General features: G+C 66.1%; 13 protein-coding genes. 4 read left to right on the plus strand and 9 right to left on the minus strand.

The window, feature by feature from the left end; genetic code table 11:
- Position 1: 1 nt before the first annotated feature.
- From ACK4S9_RS04415 to ACK4S9_RS04435, 5 genes are all read right to left on the minus strand, one after another.
- On the minus strand, positions 2-1642 hold the full coding sequence (locus ACK4S9_RS04415) for a methyl-accepting chemotaxis protein (RefSeq protein ID WP_409721996.1): 1641 nt from the start codon (positions 1640-1642) through the stop codon (positions 2-4).
- Positions 1643-1865: 223 nt separating this feature from the next.
- A complete protein-coding gene (locus ACK4S9_RS04420; RefSeq protein ID WP_409721999.1) occupies positions 1866-2675 on the minus strand; it encodes a hypothetical protein in 810 nt (269 codons plus the stop codon).
- Between the two features lie 2 nt (positions 2676-2677).
- Positions 2678-3901, minus strand: coding sequence for an ABC transporter permease (locus ACK4S9_RS04425; RefSeq protein ID WP_409722002.1), 1224 nt, complete (start codon positions 3899-3901; stop codon positions 2678-2680).
- The gene (locus tag ACK4S9_RS04430; protein ID WP_409722005.1) at positions 3898-4656 is read right to left on the minus strand and encodes an ABC transporter ATP-binding protein; all 759 of its coding nucleotides are present in this window, start codon (positions 4654-4656) and stop codon (positions 3898-3900) included. Before ACK4S9_RS04430 ends, ACK4S9_RS04425 begins: the two co-directional genes overlap by 4 nt.
- Positions 4653-5882, minus strand: a complete 1230-nt coding sequence (locus ACK4S9_RS04435) for an efflux RND transporter periplasmic adaptor subunit (protein WP_409722008.1) — start codon at positions 5880-5882, stop codon at positions 4653-4655. Before ACK4S9_RS04435 ends, ACK4S9_RS04430 begins: the two co-directional genes overlap by 4 nt.
- A 166-nt stretch (positions 5883-6048) precedes the next feature.
- Between ACK4S9_RS04435 and rpiA the strand changes: the two genes are divergently transcribed.
- Both rpiA and ACK4S9_RS04445 read left to right on the plus strand, forming a co-directional pair.
- Complete coding sequence (gene rpiA / locus ACK4S9_RS04440; protein WP_409722011.1) at positions 6049-6726, plus strand: ribose-5-phosphate isomerase RpiA; 678 nt, start codon at positions 6049-6051, stop codon at positions 6724-6726.
- A gap of 15 nt (positions 6727-6741) precedes the next feature.
- Positions 6742-7074, plus strand: a complete 333-nt coding sequence (locus ACK4S9_RS04445; RefSeq protein ID WP_409722013.1) for a hypothetical protein — start codon at positions 6742-6744, stop codon at positions 7072-7074.
- 136 nt (positions 7075-7210) lie between these two features.
- Here the strand turns inward: ACK4S9_RS04445 and ACK4S9_RS04450 are convergent, their stop codons facing one another.
- Together ACK4S9_RS04450 and argA are read right to left on the minus strand one after the other, a co-directional pair.
- Positions 7211-7486, minus strand: a complete 276-nt coding sequence (locus tag ACK4S9_RS04450; protein WP_409722015.1) for an oxidative damage protection protein — start codon at positions 7484-7486, stop codon at positions 7211-7213.
- 54 nt (positions 7487-7540) lie between these two features.
- Entirely contained in the window at positions 7541-8854 is a 1314-nt protein-coding gene (argA, locus tag ACK4S9_RS04455; protein WP_409722017.1) for an amino-acid N-acetyltransferase, read from the minus strand.
- 55 nt (positions 8855-8909) lie between these two features.
- Between argA and hrpA the strand changes: the two genes are divergently transcribed.
- Positions 8910-13076, plus strand: a complete 4167-nt coding sequence (gene hrpA / locus ACK4S9_RS04460; protein WP_409722020.1) for an ATP-dependent RNA helicase HrpA — start codon at positions 8910-8912, stop codon at positions 13074-13076.
- 161 nt (positions 13077-13237) lie between these two features.
- Here hrpA and ACK4S9_RS04465 read toward each other — a convergent pair whose 3' ends face one another.
- The gene (locus ACK4S9_RS04465) at positions 13238-13912 is read right to left on the minus strand and encodes a PRC-barrel domain-containing protein (RefSeq protein WP_409722023.1); all 675 of its coding nucleotides are present in this window, start codon (positions 13910-13912) and stop codon (positions 13238-13240) included.
- A 355-nt stretch (positions 13913-14267) separates the two neighbouring features.
- On the minus strand, positions 14268-15302 hold the full coding sequence (locus tag ACK4S9_RS04470) for an SDR family oxidoreductase (protein WP_409722026.1): 1035 nt from the start codon (positions 15300-15302) through the stop codon (positions 14268-14270).
- A gap of 161 nt (positions 15303-15463) precedes the next feature.
- Between ACK4S9_RS04470 and ACK4S9_RS04475 the strand changes: the two genes are divergently transcribed.
- Positions 15464-16078 carry a TetR/AcrR family transcriptional regulator gene (locus ACK4S9_RS04475; RefSeq protein WP_409722029.1) on the plus strand — a complete coding sequence of 205 codons (615 nt, stop codon included), beginning with the start codon at positions 15464-15466 and terminating at the stop codon, positions 16076-16078.
- The last annotated feature ends 277 nt before the right edge of the window (positions 16079-16355 follow it).

Raw genomic sequence — 16355 nt, forward strand, 5'->3', positions numbered from 1 at the left:
TTCAGGCGGCAGCCCGTTCGTAGCCCAGGGCCACGGGTGCCGGCACGCGCGCGGCGCCCGCCGGCGCCGGCGCCTTCTCGATGCCGTTCGCGCCATCGCCGATATCGAAGGCGCGCACCAGTTCGGCCAGGGCCAGGGCCTGCTCCTGCATCGAGGCCGCCGCCGCCGCGGCTTGCTCGACCAGCGCGGCGTTCTGCTGGGTCACGCCGTCCATCTGGACGATGGCGGCATTGACCTGCTCGATGCCGACCGTCTGTTCGCCGCTGGCGCCGGCGATCTCGGACATGATGTCGGTCACGCGCGCGATGCCGTCCACGATGTCCTGCATGGTGTCGCCGGCCTCGTCGACCAGGCGCCCGCCGGCGCCGACCTTGTCCACCGAATCGGCGATGAGGAGACGGATTTCCTTGGCCGCCGCCGCCGAGCGCTGCGCCAGGTTGCGCACCTCGCTTGCCACCACCGCGAAACCGCGGCCCTGTTCGCCGGCGCGCGCCGCTTCGACCGCCGCGTTCAGCGCCAGGATATTCGTCTGGAAGGCGATGCCGTCGATGACGCCGATGATGTCGGCGATCTTCTTCGAGGAGGCGCTGATCGATGCCATGGTGCTCACCACCTGCGCCACCACCTCGCCGCCGCGGGTAGCCAGCTGGGACGCCTGGCGGGCCAGCAGGTTGGCCTGCTGCGCATTGTCGGCGTTCAGGCGCACGGTGCCGGTCAGCTCTTCCATCGAGGAGGCGGTTTCCTCCAGCGACGCGGCCTGCTGCTCGGTGCGGCTCGACAAGTCGAGGTTGCCGGCCGCGATCTCCTGCGAAGCGCCGACGATGGTTTCGGTGCCGTCGCGTACCGCGCTGACGGTCTTGAGCAGGCTGGCGTTCATCGCATGCAGCGCCCCCATCAGCTCACCGATCTCGTCGCGCGATTCGACCCGGATGTCCGCGCTCAGGTCGCCCGAGGCGACGCGCCGCGCCACACGCACGGCGCCCGCCAGCGGGTGCGTGATGCTGCGCGTGAGCAGCCAGCCGAACACGGCCGCGCTGATCAGCGCGAAGGCGCCGACGCCGAGCAGGAGCCTGAATCCCGTACGCTGCAAGGCGTCGATGTCGGCCTGGACGCGTTCGGATTGCCTGGTCTGGTAGGCCACCATCTCATCCAGCGAGGCGATGTAGGCGCGCATCTGGGGAGCGACCTTGTCCTTGAAGAAGGCCTGGACCTCGGGGTGCTCGCTGCCGAGCTCGGCCTTGCGCGCGAAGCCGGCGTCGCCCAGGGCATACCAGCTGCGGTCGTTCTCGAGCGCCCGGTCCAGCAGGGCCTTGCCTTCCGGCGTATCGACCATGGCCTGCAGTTGTTCCTGCACCCGAGTCACCTTCGTGCGGGCGGTCGCGATCCGCTCGTCGTAATACTGGTCGTCGCCCGGCACGTTGCTCCTGAGTTTGGCGACGAAGCGGACGCTGTTGGCGGACACGCCTTCGAGCCAGTCCTTGGCGAGCGCCGTCTTGCGGCTGGTCTGCGCCATGACGTCCTTCGCATCGGCGATTCGTTCGAGTTGCCACAGCATGCCCGCGAGCATGACCGCCATGAGGAGAATCACCGCGGCAAAAGCGCCGCCCAGCCGGATGCCGATCTTGAGATTGTTGATTTTCATGATGCCCTAGTCAGAAAACGTTTTATTTATAGAATAAGTATTCCAGAACTTTTCTTCAAGAATAAACGTTAAAGGGCCATGCCGGCACATCGGGCATCAAATTATCTTGAACATTGTTGCATTGAGGAAACGAAAACTTGCCGATGAACTAAGTTTTCGCGGGCTGGGAGGGCTGTCGATCGCAGCAGAAGGGACGACAAGCCCGGGGGAAGAGGCCGGGCGGCTAATCTCCCCTGATCACTTCCTTGAGCGTGACAATGTCCAGTTTTCCCACGAAGGCGATCTGCGCCTTGCCTGCGCGCGCGGTGGCGGCATCGTACTTCAGGACCTGGCAGGCGCCGTCGGGAATCGTCGTGGCCGGCCGGCCATCGACCTCGATGCGCCCCGGGCCGCCCACGAAGCAGGCCCGCAGGGCGTTGTGGCCGTGGCGCCGGATCTCGCGCAGGTCGTAGCGGTAGGTGGGAATGGCGCGTTGGACGGAGGCGACTTCCTCGAGCGCCTTGCCGAACTCGGTATAGGCAAGCGTTTGCGCGGCCGGCACCCGGATCTTCCACGCCACGCTCATCTTCCCTTTTTGCGTCTGGGTGTTGAACATGATGGTGCCCAGTTCGAGCATGCCCAGCTTGACCTTCGGCAGCAGGAAGTAGCCGCCGCGGCGGACCGGCACCACCTGGTCGAGTTCGTCGCCGACGATGGCGACGGCCCAGGAATCCGGCGCGAACAGGTCTTTCTCCGCTTCGCTCTTGGCGACGAACTCGACCCGGCCCAGCAAGTCGATCACGCGCGGTTCCGGCGGCAGCAGCGATTGCAGATAGGTCTGGATGAGGAAGAAGGGCTTGTAGGGCAGGTCGCCACGGTTGGTCTTGCGATGGACGTGGACCGGGGCCTGCTCGTCCAGTCGCAGGCCCGGCGGCCCCTCCTTTCCGGGTGCCGGTTCGCGCGCAGCCACCGGGACAGCGGTACTGGCGGCAAGCGCCACCAGCGCCGCCAATGCCGCGCCAGGCCGCATGGTGGGGACGTACGACTTCTTCATGGCTACTCGTAACGCAGGCAATCCACGGGCAACAGCCGCGAAGCCCGGCGCGCCGGATAGAAACCGAAGAACACCCCCACCGCCGTGGCAAAGCCGCAGGCCACCAGCACGCCCTGGAAGGTCAGGTACACGTCGAACTTGCCGGTCGCGGTGATCGCCGCCGCGCCGGCCGCCGCGATCGCCACGCCCACCAGGCCGCCGGCCACGCAGATCACCACCGACTCGGCCAGGAACTGCAGCAGCACCGCTCCCGGCCGCGCGCCGATCGCCATGCGGATGCCGATTTCCCGGGTGCGCTCGGTCACCGACACCAGCATGATGTTCATGATGCCGATCCCGCCCACCAGCAGCGAGATCGCGCCGATCAGGCCGAGCAGCATGGCGACGCCGCCACTGATCGTGTTGGCGGTTTCCGCGAACGAGGCCATGTTCTGCACCTTGAAGTCGTCCGGGCTGTCCAGGCGAATGCGGTGGCGCGCGCGCAGGGTTTCCTTGACGTCTTCTTCCGCCTCCTTGAGCGACATGTCGGGCCGTCCCTGGGCCGCGATGTAGTGCACGTTCTGCGGGAAGGGCATCTTGATCAGGTTGGCGCTGGCCGCCGTGATCGGGATCAGCACGAATTCCGAGATGTCCGAGCCGTCGATCTGCTTGCCTTCGCCGGCCAGCACGCCGATCACCTGGAAGGCGACGTTCTCGATGCGGATGTATTGCCCGAGCGGGTCGGCCTTGTAGAAGAACTGGTCCGCCACCTTCTGGCCGATCACCACCATGCGGCTCGATGCGCGCACGTCCGCCTCGCTGAACAGGTTGCCCTGGTCGAGCTTCCAGTTGCGGATCTTGAACATGGCCGGGGTCACGCCGTGCACCTGGCTGTTCAGGCTTTCGTTGCCCGCGCTGAGCTTGAAGCTGCCCTGCAGCGCAGGCGCCGCGCCGGTCAGGCTGGGCAAGTCGTTGAGCGCCGCGGCGTCCTGGATCGACAGCGAAGGCACCGCGCCGGCGCGGGCGCGCTGGGCGGTGGTGCGGTCGCCGCCGGGGAACACGTACAGCATGTTGGTGCCGAGCTGCTGCAGTTCCTTGCCGATGAAGCGCTGCATGCTGTCGCCGATGGCCAGCAGCAGGACCACCGAGGCGATGCCGATGACGATGCCGAGCATGGTCAGGGCGGTGCGCAGGCGGTTGGCCGCCATCGAGCGGAAGGATTCGATCAGTACCTGGACGAAGTTCATGCCGGCACCTCGGGTTGATTCATGTGCGCGGCGTTCAGCTGGCGCAGGCCATCCAGCGACGGGCCGTCGTACAGCACCCGGCCATCCTTCAGGCGCACCAGCCGGTGGCTGTAGGCGGCGACGTCGGCCTCGTGGGTGACGAGCACGATGGTGATGCCACGCTCCTTGTTCAGCTCACGGAAGCTGTTCATGATGTCGTCGCTGGTCTGGGTGTCGAGGTTGCCGGTCGGTTCGTCCGCCAGCAGCAGCGGCGGATCGGTGGCCAGGGCACGGGCGATCGCCACGCGCTGCTGCTGCCCGCCGGAGAGCTGGCTCGGGGTGCGCTTGCCCAATTCGCCGAGGCCGACGCGCTCGAGTTCCTGCAGGGCGCGCGCACGCGCCTTGCCGCGGCTCCAGCCGGCGTAGATCAGCGGCAGCGCCACGTTCTCGGCCACGCTCATCCGCTTGATCAGGTTAAAGCTCTGGAACACGAAGCCGATCGCGCGGTTGCGGATGTCGGCCAGCTGGGCGCGCGACAGCGAACGGGTGTCGGCGCCGTCGAGCAGGTAGGTGCCGCCGGTGGCCTGGTCGAGGCAGCCGAGGATGTTCATCAGGGTCGACTTGCCGGAACCGGACTGGCCCATGATGGAGACGAAGTCGCCGCGCGCCACCTGCAGGTCGATCCCGTGCAGCACGCGGGTCTCGACGCTGCCGCTGACGTAGGTCTTGGTGACGCCGCGAATATCGATCAACGAAGAAGTCAGGTTCGTGCTCACATGTCCTCTTTCGGCTGCGCCAGCGTGCGCGTGACGACCTGGTCGCCCGCCTTCAGGCCGCCGGACACCACTTCGGTATAGCGGAAGTTCGACAGGCCGACGCGGATGTCGACCGGCTGCGGCTGGTTCTTCGCATCCAGGCGGTACACCTTGTACTGGCGCGCGGTCTCGCTCGCGGTGCGGAAGGCCAGGTCGTCGTCCTGGCTCGGGGCCGCGGCTTTTTGCGCCACTTGCCGGACCTTGCCGTCCTTGGCCGCCTTTTCCTGTTCCTGCTTGCGCAGCTTTTCCTGTTCCTCTTCCGGCAGCTGGAAGCGCAGGGCGGTGGTCGGGATGCGCAGCACGTTCGGGCGGTTGGCCACGACCAGGCGCACCTGGGCCGTCATGCCGGGCTTGAGCATCTCGTCCTGGTTGTCGACGTCGAGCACGACGTTGTAGGTGACGACGTTCTGTACCACGTTGGCGGCCAGGCGGAACTGGCGCATGGTGGCGTGGAATTCGCGGTCCGGGTAGGCGTCGACGACGAAGCGCGCCGGCAGGCCGTCCTTGAGGGCGCCGACGTCGGCTTCCGACACGCTGGTGTCGATCTGCATCTTGGTGAGGTCGCGCGCGATCTGGAACAGGTTCGGCGTGTTGAACGAGGCCGCCACGGTCTGGCCCAGATCGATGGTGCGCTTGATGATCACGCCGTCGATCGGCGAGCGGATCACGCTGTTGTTCAGGTCCGCGCGGGCGCGGTCGAGCTGGGCCTGGGCCAGCTGCACGTTGGCGCGGGCCACGTCCATCTCGCGCCGGCTCTGGTCGAGCGCGGTGCTGGACACGAAGCTCTGGGTGACCAGTTGCTGGTTGCGCTGGTAGTTGGCCTCGGCCAGCTTCAGGTTGGCCATGGCGGACGCGCGGCTGGCTTCGTACTGGCGGATCTGGGCGTTGAAAATGGTCGGGTCGAGCTTGAGCAGCACCTGGCCCTTGGTCACACGGTCGTTGAAGTCCGCATTGAGCTCGACCACGGTGCCGGACACCTGCGAGCCGACGTTCACCAGCGCGACCGGGTTGATGGTCCCGGTGGCGGTGACGGTCTGGTTGATGGCGCCCACGTCCACTTGCGCGGTGCGGTACTTCGAGGGCGGCACTTTCGGCTCGCCCTTGGGCATCCACCATGCGGCGGCCGCGCCGCCGACCACGATCACCGCGGCGGCGATCGCCAAGCGCTTCTTCGTCGAGAGTTTCATTGTGCAGTTCTTTGCCTACGGAAACAGTTAGTGTGTGCTACAAATATCAGCTTGGCAATGCATGATGCATTGACTGGTAAAACCGTGCGACGAAGCGTCGTTTTCGAGGGGTGAACGGAGCGATCCGTTAAAATGGCGGCTTCCTTTTCATCTCTCTGACAGTATCATGACCCAGGACGAACTCAAGCAAGCCGTGGCGCGCGCCGCGATCGATTACGTGGTGGACGGCGAAATCATCGGCGTCGGCACCGGCTCGACGGCCAACTTCTTCATCGATGAACTGGCCAGGATCAAGGACCGCATCAAGGGCGCCGTGGCCTCGTCCGAAGCCACCGCCAGCCGCCTGCGCGGCCATGGCATCCCCGTGTTCGACCTGAACGAGGTCACCTCGATGGCGGTCTACATCGACGGCGCGGACGAGATCACCGCCAGCGGCGCAATGATCAAGGGCGGCGGCGCGGCGCTGACCCGCGAGAAGATCGTGGCGTCCGTCGCGAAGAAATTCGTGTGCATCGCGGACGGTTCGAAACTTGTCGAAACGTTGGGCAAATTCCCGCTGCCGGTGGAAGTGATCCCGATGGCGCGCGCTTCGGTGATGCGCCAGCTGGCGGCGCTGGGCGGCCAGCCGCGTCTGCGCCTGAAACCGGGCAGCGAGGAAGCCTTCATCACCGACAACGGCGGCGAGATCATCGACGTGGTCGGCCTGTCGATCACCGATCCGGTCGCGATGGAAGAGCAGATCAACCAGATCGTCGGCGTGATCGCGGTCGGCCTGTTCGCCAAGGCCGGCGCGAACGTCTGCCTGCTGGGCACGTCCGAAGGCGTCAAGACCCTGACTTTCTAAGCGGAGAAACGCACGATGAAGCACGCGCTGCTGCTGGTGGCCGTCCTGCTGGGCGGCTGTACGCTGTTCGAGAGCAAGGTGGAACCGGCGCCGGCGCCTGTGGCGGCCGTGAAGCCGGCGGCCCCTGGTTTGCTCGATCCGAACGGCACGCCGATCGAGCGCGTGCCCTTCAGGGTCGGCGTATCGTCGGCGACGGTCGAGAAGCTGGCGAAGGGGCAGGGCTGCACGAGCGGGCAGGGCGCCGGTCTGGTGACCGAGCCGGGGCCGGTGGAGGTTTACCGGATGCGCTGCGAGGATGGGAAGGTGTTCATGGCGCGCTGCGAATTGCGCCAGTGCGTGAAGATGTGATGTCTTACGTAGGGTGGGCAGGTCTCCTGCCCACGCGGTGATAGCTGACGCTTGAAATATCGCGGTAGTTCTGGCGACTGTTGAACGCGTGGGCAGGGAACCTGCCCACCCTACGACTGCACGCTTAGCGATACGTTTAGGCCGCCGGCGGCACGTAGCCCTGCGCCTGGTCGGCAGCGCCGTCACCGAAGAAGTGACGCTCCATCTGCGCCGCCAGGTACTTGCGCGCGCGGTCGTCCGCCAGGTTCAGGCGGTTTTCGTTGATCAGCATGGTCTGGTGCTTCAGCCATGCCTGCCAGGCCTCTTTCGAGACCGACTGGTACAGCTTCTTGCCCATTTCGCCTGGTACCGGCGGGAAGTCCAGTCCTTCGGCTTCCTTGTTCAGTTTGATGCATTGGACGGTGCGGGCCATGGTATTGCTCCTGTAATCCTGTTAAGTGTGCTCTGAAAGCGGGTCAGGCCGTCATTATAGAGTCTTGATGAAAACCTGTGACCGGCGCTGCCAGTTATACATGTGCTGGCGGTCCTTGGGCAGGTCGTCCACCGAGGCCGGCACGAAGCCGCGCTTCTTGAACCAGTGCGCTGTGCGGGTGGTCAGCACGAACAGCTTGGTGAGGCCGGCCGCACGGGCGCGGTTCTCGATGTGCTTGAGGATGCGCTCGCCGTCGCCCTGGGTCTGGGCGTCCGGGCTCACCGTCAGGCAGGCCATCTCGCCCATCTTCGCTTCCGGGAAGGGGTAGAGCGCGGCGCAGCCGAAGATCACGCCGTCGTGGTCGATCACCGAGAACTGGTCGATCTCGCGCTCGATCAGCTCGCGGCCGCGGTACACCAGGGTGCCGTCGGCTTCCAGCGGTTCGATGAGCTTGATAATTCCGCCGACGTCCTCAATTGTGGCCTGGCGCAGGCTCTCCAGGTTCTCGTGGCTGATCATGGTGCCGACGCCGTCGTGGGTGAACAGTTCGAGCAGGGCCGAGCCGTCCATCTCGAAAGGCACGATGTGGGCGCGGTCCACGCCGCTGTTGCAGGCCTTGATGGCGTGGCGCAGGTAAAAGGCGGAATCGGGCGGCAGGAAACCGGCCTGCAGCACGGCTTCGGCCTGGTGCGAGGACAGTTCGCGGATCTCGGTGCCGGCCACGTCGCTCATCATGCCGGTCTCGGTGATGAAGATCAGCTTGTCGGCCTTCAGGGCGATCGCGGCCGAGGCGGCCACGTCTTCCATGGTCAGGTTGAAGATCTCGCCGGTGGGCGAGAAACCCAGCGGCGACAGCAGCACCAGGCTGTCCTCGGTCTGCAGGATCGGATGCATCTTCTCGGCCATGATCTTGCGGGTCACGCCGGTGAGTTCGAAGTCGACGCCGTCGATCACGCCGAGCGGACGGGCCACGACGAAGTTGCCCGAGACGATGCTGATCTGGGCGTGCGACATCGGGGTGTTCGGCAAGCCCTGGCTGAAGGCGGCTTCGATGTCGAGACGCAATTCGCCGGCGGCTTCCTTCGCGCACTCGAGCGCCGCGGGGTCGGTGATCCGGACGCCGTTATGGAAGCGGCCTTCGACATTACGCAGGGCGAGCTGCTCCGCCACCTGCGGACGCGAGCCGTGCACCAGCACCAGGCGGATGCCGAGTCCCAGCAGCAGGGACAAGTCCTGGGCCAGCACCGGAAGGGCGCCGGCGGCGACCAGTTCGCCCGGGAAGGCGACGACGAAAGTCTTGCCGCCGAAGGTGTGAATATATGGCGCGACAGAGCGCAGCCACTGGACGAATTGGGTAGGGTTTTCCATTTGCCGCATTATAATTCGCTGCGCGTTGTGCGCACCAAATACCTTGTAAAAATCAATGTCTGAACACAGTAACAAGCCTTCGCCTCAGCAGGCGCGCGCCGCTTCCCAGAATCCTTCCGACGCCAAGCCACGCAAGCCGGAGGGCGACACGCGCGCACCGATGACGCAGACGCGCGACGGCGAACTGCAGACCAAGCGGGAGAACAACGGGCCGCGCCGCGCGCCGCCGCCGCGCACCAACAACGGCCAGGAGCAGGGCGGCGCGAAGCCGCAGCGCGAGCGCGCCGAGCGTGCGCCGCGCGACGATGAGCGCAGGCCCTTGCGCAACCCGCTCCCGCCCATCACCTTCCCCGAAGACCTGCCGGTCTCAAGCCGCCGCGCCGAGATCGCGAAGGCGGTGAGCGAGAACCAGGTGGTGATCGTCTCGGGCGAGACCGGCTCCGGCAAGACCACCCAGCTGCCGAAGATCTGCCTGGAGCTGGGCCGCGGTCAACAGGGCCTGATCGGCCACACCCAGCCGCGCCGGATCGCCGCGTCGAGCACCGCCAAGCGCATCGCGCACGAACTCGGTTCGCCCTTGGGCGAGCACGTGGGCTTCAAGGTGCGCTTCAACGACACGCTCTCGAAGGGCGCCTCGGTCAAGCTGATGACCGACGGTATCCTGCTGGCCGAGACGCAAACCGATCCGCTGCTGCGCGCCTACGACACCATCATCATCGACGAGGCGCACGAGCGCAGCCTGAACATCGACTTCCTGCTCGGCTACCTGAAGCAGTTGCTGCCGCGCCGTCCGGACCTGAAGGTGATCATCACCTCGGCGACCATCGACGCCGAGCGCTTCGCGCGCCATTTCGGCACGCTTGACAAACCCGCGCCCGTCATCGAGGTCTCGGGCCGCCTGTACAAGGTGGAAGTGCGCTACCGTCCGGTCGACAAGGATCCGGTAACGGGCGCCAATGCCAAGCCGGGCGAGCCGGCCCAGAATGTGTCAAGTAAGGCGCAAGTCGCGCGCGAAAAGCGCGACCTGATGGAAGCGGTGGTCGACGCGGTCGACGAGCTGTGCCGCATCGGCCCGGGTGACGTGCTGGTGTTCCTGCCCGGCGAGCGCGAGATCCGCGATTGCGCGGAAAGCCTGCGCAAGCACCATCCGCCGCACGTCGAGATCCTGCCCCTGTTCGCGCGCCTGTCGGTGGAGGAGCAGGACCGCGTGTTCCGCACCACCAACGCGCGCCGCATCGTGCTGGCCACCAACGTGGCCGAGACCTCGCTGACCGTGCCGGGCATCCGCTACGTGGTCGACACGGGCCTGGCGCGCGTGAAGCGCTACAGCTTCCGCAACAAGGTCGAGCAGCTGCAGATCGAGCCGGTGGCGCAATCCTCGGCCAACCAGCGCGCCGGCCGCTGCGGCCGCGTGGCCGACGGCGTCTGCATCCGCCTGTTCGAGGAAGACGATTTCAACAAGCGCCCGAAGTTCGCGGACCCGGAGATCCTGCGTTCCTCGCTGGCCTCGGTCATCCTGCGCATGAAGTCGCTGCACCTGACCGACGTCGAGACCTTCCCCTTCATCGAGCCGCCGCAGGGCCGCGCGATCGCCGACGGCTACCAGTTGCTGCAGGAAGTCGGGGCGGTCGACGACACCAATGCATTGACTCCCCTCGGCAAGAAGCTGGCCAAGCTGCCGCTCGACCCGCGCGTGGGCCGCATGATCCTGGCGGCCGTGGACAACGATTGCCTGACCGAGATGCTGATCGTGGCCTCGGCGCTGTCGACGCAAGACCCGCGCGACCGCCCGATCGAGTACCAGCAGCAGGCCGACGAGAAGCACAAGAAGTTCGCCGACGAGAAGTCCGAATTCCTCAGCTACCTCAAGATCTGGGCCTGGTTCGAGGACGCCATCGCGCATAAAAAGTCGAACCGCCAGCTGCAGGAGAACTGCCGCGCCAACTTCCTGTCGCAGCTGCGCCTGCGCGAGTGGCGCGACGTGCATTCGCAGCTGCTGACGGTGGCGCGCGAGCAGGGCTGGCGCCTGAACGCCGCGCCCGCAACCTACGACCAGCTGCACATGGCCCTGCTTACCGGCCTGTTGGGGAACATCGGCTTCAAGGCCGAGGACGAGCCGGTGTTCCTGGGCGCGCGCGGCATCAAGTTCCATATCTGGCCGGGTTCCTACCTGGCCAAGAAGCCGGGACGCTGGGTGATGGCGGCCGAACTGGTCGAGACCGCGCGCCTGTACGCGCGCACCATCGCGCAGATCCAGCCGGAATGGGTGGAGAAGATCGGCGCGCACCTGCTCAAGAAATCCTGGGGCGAACCGCGCTGGGAGAAGCGCCAGGCCCAGGTGACGGCGCTCGAGCGCGCCACCCTGTACGGCATCGTCGTGTACAGCAACCGCCGCATCAACTACAGCCAGCACAATCCGGTTGAAGCACGCGAGATCTTCATCCGCGACGCTCTGGTGGCCGGCGACTACGAGACCCGCGCCCCGTTCTATGCGCACAACCACAAGCTGGTGCGCGAGATCGAGAACCTCGAGCACAAGTCGCGCCGCCTGGACGTGCTGGTGGACGAGCAGCTGATCCATGCCTTCTACGACAAGGAGATCCCGCACACGGTGGTGAACGGCGCGGGGTTCGAGAAGTGGTACAAGGACGCCGCGCGCGACAACCCCAAGCTCCTGTTCCTGAACCGCGAAGAGCTGATGCGCCACGAGGCGGCCGGCGTCACCACCGAGCTGTTCCCGAAGGCGATGAACGTCACCGGCATCGAGATGGGCCTGACCTATCACTTCGAGCCGGGCAGCCCGCGCGACGGCGTGACGCTGACGGTGCCGCTGTTCGCGCTCAACCAGATTCCCCAGGAGCGCGCCGGCTGGCTGGTGCCGGGCATGCTCAAGGAAAAGGTGCACCTGCTGCTCAAATCGCTGCCGCAGAAGCTGCGCCGCCATTGCGTGCCGCTGCCGGAGTACGCGGCCAACTTCTTCGAGCGCCACCAGGACCCGCTGCGCTTCGCCAAGGGCGACCTGGTCGACGCCCTGATCGACGACATCCACGCGCACACCAGCGCGCGCGTGCTCACCACCGACTTCAAGCTCGAGACCCTGCCGGCGCACCTATTCATGAACTTCAAGGTGATCGACGAGCACGGGCGCCAGCTCGACATGGGCCGCAACCTGGCGACCCTGCAGGCCGAACTGGGCGGCCAGGCGCGCCAGAGCTTCCAGAAGATGGCGGAAGCCACGCCGGCGGCGGCGCCGGCCAAGCTGCAGGCCGCCGCCGCGCCCGCGCCCGTTCCCGCCAAGGGCAAGGGCAATGCGCCGGTGACCAAGCCTGCCGTCTCGGCTGCCGCTCCCGCGGCGGGCGCGGCGGGCGCGGTGCAGCACGCGGGCCTCACCACCTGGAGCTTCGGCGAGCTGCCGGAACTGCTGGAGATCACCCAGGGCAAGCTGACCCTGATCGGCTTCCCGGCGCTAGTGGACAAGGGCACGCACTGCGACCTGGAAGTCTTCGACGACCCGAACGTGGCGGCGCGCACCCACCGCGTCGGCCTGCGCCGCCTGTTCGCGCTGCAGCTGAAGGACCAGCTCAAGTTCGCCGAGAAGAACATCCCGGGCCTGCAGGGCATGGGCATGCAGTTCATGAGCGTGGGCACGCAGGAAGACCTGCGCGACCAGATCATCGCCAAGGCGATCGACATCGCCTGCCTGCAGGATCCGCTGCCGGTCAACTCGGGCGAATTCAACAAGCGCAAGGACGAAGGCAAGGGCCGCATCGGCCTCTTGATCAACGAAATCGCGCGCCTGGCGGGGGCGATCCTGGCGGAATTCCACGGCATGCCGAAGCGCATCCAGAGCCTGCCGCCGGCGGTGCAGCAGGATATTCAGTCGCAGCTGCAGGGCCTGATCCACAAGCGCTTCATCGCCGACAACGAGTACAGCCAGCTGGCGCACTTCCCGCGCTACCTGAAGGCGATCAATGTGCGCATCGAGAAGCTGCGCGGTAACCCGTCGCGCGATGCGCAGCTGATGGCGGAGTGGCAGAACGCGGCCAGCCAGTTCCAGCGCACGCTCAAGAACCAGGCCGGCAAGAACAACGATCCGCGCATGGTGGAGTTCCGCTGGATGCTGGAGGAACTGCGGGTGTCGCTGTTCGCGCAGGAGCTGAGGACGCCGATGCCGGTGTCGGCCAAGCGCCTGCAGAAGGTGTGGGAGTCGATGATCCGGTAAGGGCAGTAGCAGGGTGGTCGGCTCCGCCGACCGCGCGTTCGAACTTCATTTGAATATTCACATTGCGTGATTAATCAAGTGGCTCGAGCCGGTATTAATCACGTTTCGTGAATGCATACGTGCATTGGACGCGCGGACGGCAAAGCCGTCCACCCTAGCTGTTAGCCGATATTGCTGCCGCGAATCCGGCTCAGGTCCTTGTCGTCGCCATCATGCCCGGGCCGCGGGTCGGCGCTGCCGCCGACGCCGTAGGAGTCGCCATGCAGGCTGCCCGAGCCGACGCTGGCGCCCAGGCTGCTGCCGGCGCCGCCGGTACTGCCGGCCGACCCCGCGCCCATGCTGGAACCCATGCCGCTGCCCATTGCCGAGCCGGCCGTCGTGCCGCCGCTCATGCCGCCCATCGTCGCACCCGGCCCCATGCTGGGCGCGCCGGAACGCTGCGGGTCGGTGCCGTAGAAGCTGTGGATGCCGCCGGCCCAGCCCACGTCGCTCATGTCCGGCCAGGCGTCCTTGTCGAAGCCGGGCGCGTTCTTCAGCCTTTCCTTGTCCACGTTGAGCACCATGCGCTTGTTCACGGTGTCCAGGTGCAGGGCCTGCCACGGCACGGCGAACAGCTTTTCGCCCATGCCGAGAAAGCCGCCGAAGGCCAGCACCGCATAGGCGACCTGGCCGGTCTGCATGTCGAGCATGATTTCCTTGATGTCGCCGAGGTCTTCCTCCTGCGCGTTGACGACGCTGTCTCCGATCAAGGTGTCGGCGCCCATCAGCGCAGGCCCGGGACCGGTGCTGCGGGTATTCCTGTACATGCCGTATTTGTCGCGATCTGCGTAGCTCATCACATACCTCCTTGGGTCCTTGGTTGGCCACGAAGCAGGGTAGAACGCCGCCCTGCTGGCCGCATGATATGGCGCAATCGTGCAGGGGCGCGCGCGGATGGAAAGATGCGCCTGCGCGCTAAGCGAGTTGGCGCACAGAACAGTAATTGCAACGTGGTTATTGTGCCAAGTAATGTTTCGGAGACAAAACAAATGACCGTCAATTCGCGCTGCAACTACACCGGCCTGTTCAGCAAACGCATTCCGACTCGTTCGTTCAGTTCCTTTTTCGCCCGTCTGAGCTGGTTCGGCCGCCGCTGAACCGGGGCGCAGCGCGCGGGCTGGCCCCGGCCCGCGCGCCAGTCTCAGGACCCCTTCAGGGGTTGCCGCCCCCGCCCGACACGCCGTAGACGTGCGCGGTGGTGTAGCTCGACTCGTCCGAGGCCAGCGCGACGTAGGTCGCCGCCAGCTCGGCCGGCTGGCCCGGCCGCTTCATCGGCGTATCGCCGCCAAAACTCTTCAGGTTCTCCTGCGTCTGGCCGCCCGACACCTGCAGGGGCGTCCATACCGGCCCCGGCGCCACCGCATTCACCCGGATCCCTTTCGAGGCCAGCTGCTTGGCCAGCGACTTGGTCATCGCCACCTCGGCCGCCTTGCTCATCGCATAGTCCAGCAGGTTCTCCGACGGATCGTAGGCCTGCTGCGAAGCGGTGTTGATGATGCAGCTGCCGGGCCTGAGGTGGGGCAGGGCCGCCTTGGTGATCCAGAACATCGCATACACATTGGTCTTCATGGTCCAGTCGAAATCGGCGGTCGAGATGTCCTGGATCGATTGCGCCGACTTCTGGCGCGAGGCATTGTTGACCAGGATGTCGAGCCCGCCCAGCTGGCGCGCGGCTTCGTCCACCAGCTTGCGGCAGACGGCCTCGTCGCGGATGTCGCCAGGAATCGCGACCGCCTTGCGGCCGGCCTGCCGGATCAGCTGCAGCACTTCCTGGGCGTCCGGCTCCTCGGCCGGCAGGTAGTTGATGGCCACGTCCGCGCCTTCGCGGGCAAACGCGATCACCGCGGCGCGGCCGATGCCGGAGTCGCCGCCGGTCACCAGGGCCTTGCGTCCTGCCAGGCGTCCGCTGCCGCGGTAGCTGGTTTCGCCGTGGTCGGGCCGCGACGTCATCTTGCTGGCCAGGCCCGGCCAGGGCTGCTCCTGCTTGGGAAAGGGCGGCGCCGGATAGCGCATCGCGGCTTCGCGGGCGCGGCCGGGCGGCGGCTGGCTGGCGGCGGCCGTAGCGGATTGCTGGGCCATCGCGGGAACGGCGGCGGCGCCGGCCGCCAGGCTTGTTGCAACGGTGCTCACGAAGCGGCGCCGCGAAGGCTCCACGGTTTCACCGGCTTGCTCCTTATCCGAATCCATCGTTTTCTCCTGAAAGTAAGGGTTCTACTCCTGCTGGCCTCATCTGGCGCAACGATGGTAGCCATGATTGGCAAGGAAGGGCATTCGCTAGCTCGACGGAAAGAAACGGCGTTCGAGCAGAAAGTTCTTGTTGTTTCGCACACCTGTGCTAAAGTGATCGCATGAATGCCACTGCCAAAAGCGAAGCCACCTACGCGACGATCCTCGCAGCCGCCTACGACATGGCGGCCGCCGAGGGCATCGGCAAGGTGTCGCTGGGCGAGCTGTCCAAGCGCACCGGCATCAGCAAGAGCGGCGTGTTCTCGCGCGTCGGCTCGCTCGAAGCCTTGCAGGCGGCGGTGCTGGACGAGTACGACCGCCGTTTTTCCGAGGAGGTGTTCGCGCCGGCGCTGGGCGTGGCCAAGGGCTTGCCACGCCTGACGATGCAGGTCGAGCTGTGGCTGAAGAAGATCGGCAACGAGACGGCGCGCGGGGGCTGCCTGTACACGGCCGGCGCCTTCGAGTTCGACGACGTGCCCGGGCCGCTGCGCGACCGCATCGAGGCCGGGGTGACGCGTTGGCGCGGGTCGCTGCGCAAAACGGTGCTGCAGGCGATGGAAGCCGGGCACCTGCGGCCCGACACCGAACCCGAGCAGCTGGTGTTCGAGATCTACAGCCTGGCTATCGGCGTGATGCACGACGCGCGCTTCCTGCGCGAGAACGCGGTGCCGCGGCGGGCGCAGCGGGCATTCAACCGCCTGATCTCGACGTACAAGAGCTTCAACGATCTGGAGTGATGCGGTAGCGAAGCGGGACGGGCCAGGCCTGTCCCTTTTTTTGAAGTAATTTCGCACGGGTGTGCGAAATCAGGCTGAACTGAAGGAGTCGATCATGTCTGCGTTCTGGTTGCTGCTGGTTCCCGTCGTGGGGTTTGCATGGGTCGGCTTGCGCGGTGTGATGTGCGCGCTGCCGAAGTCGAATGAGGATTTCGTGTTTTGTTGACGCGCCCGTAGGGTGGGCAAGCGCATGGGCGCAGGCCGATCATCGGGGCGGGTGGAGCCGCCCACCCTACAA

The organism is Massilia sp. (assembly GCF_046293535.1).
GTDB lineage: Bacteria > Pseudomonadota > Gammaproteobacteria > Burkholderiales > Burkholderiaceae_D > Telluria.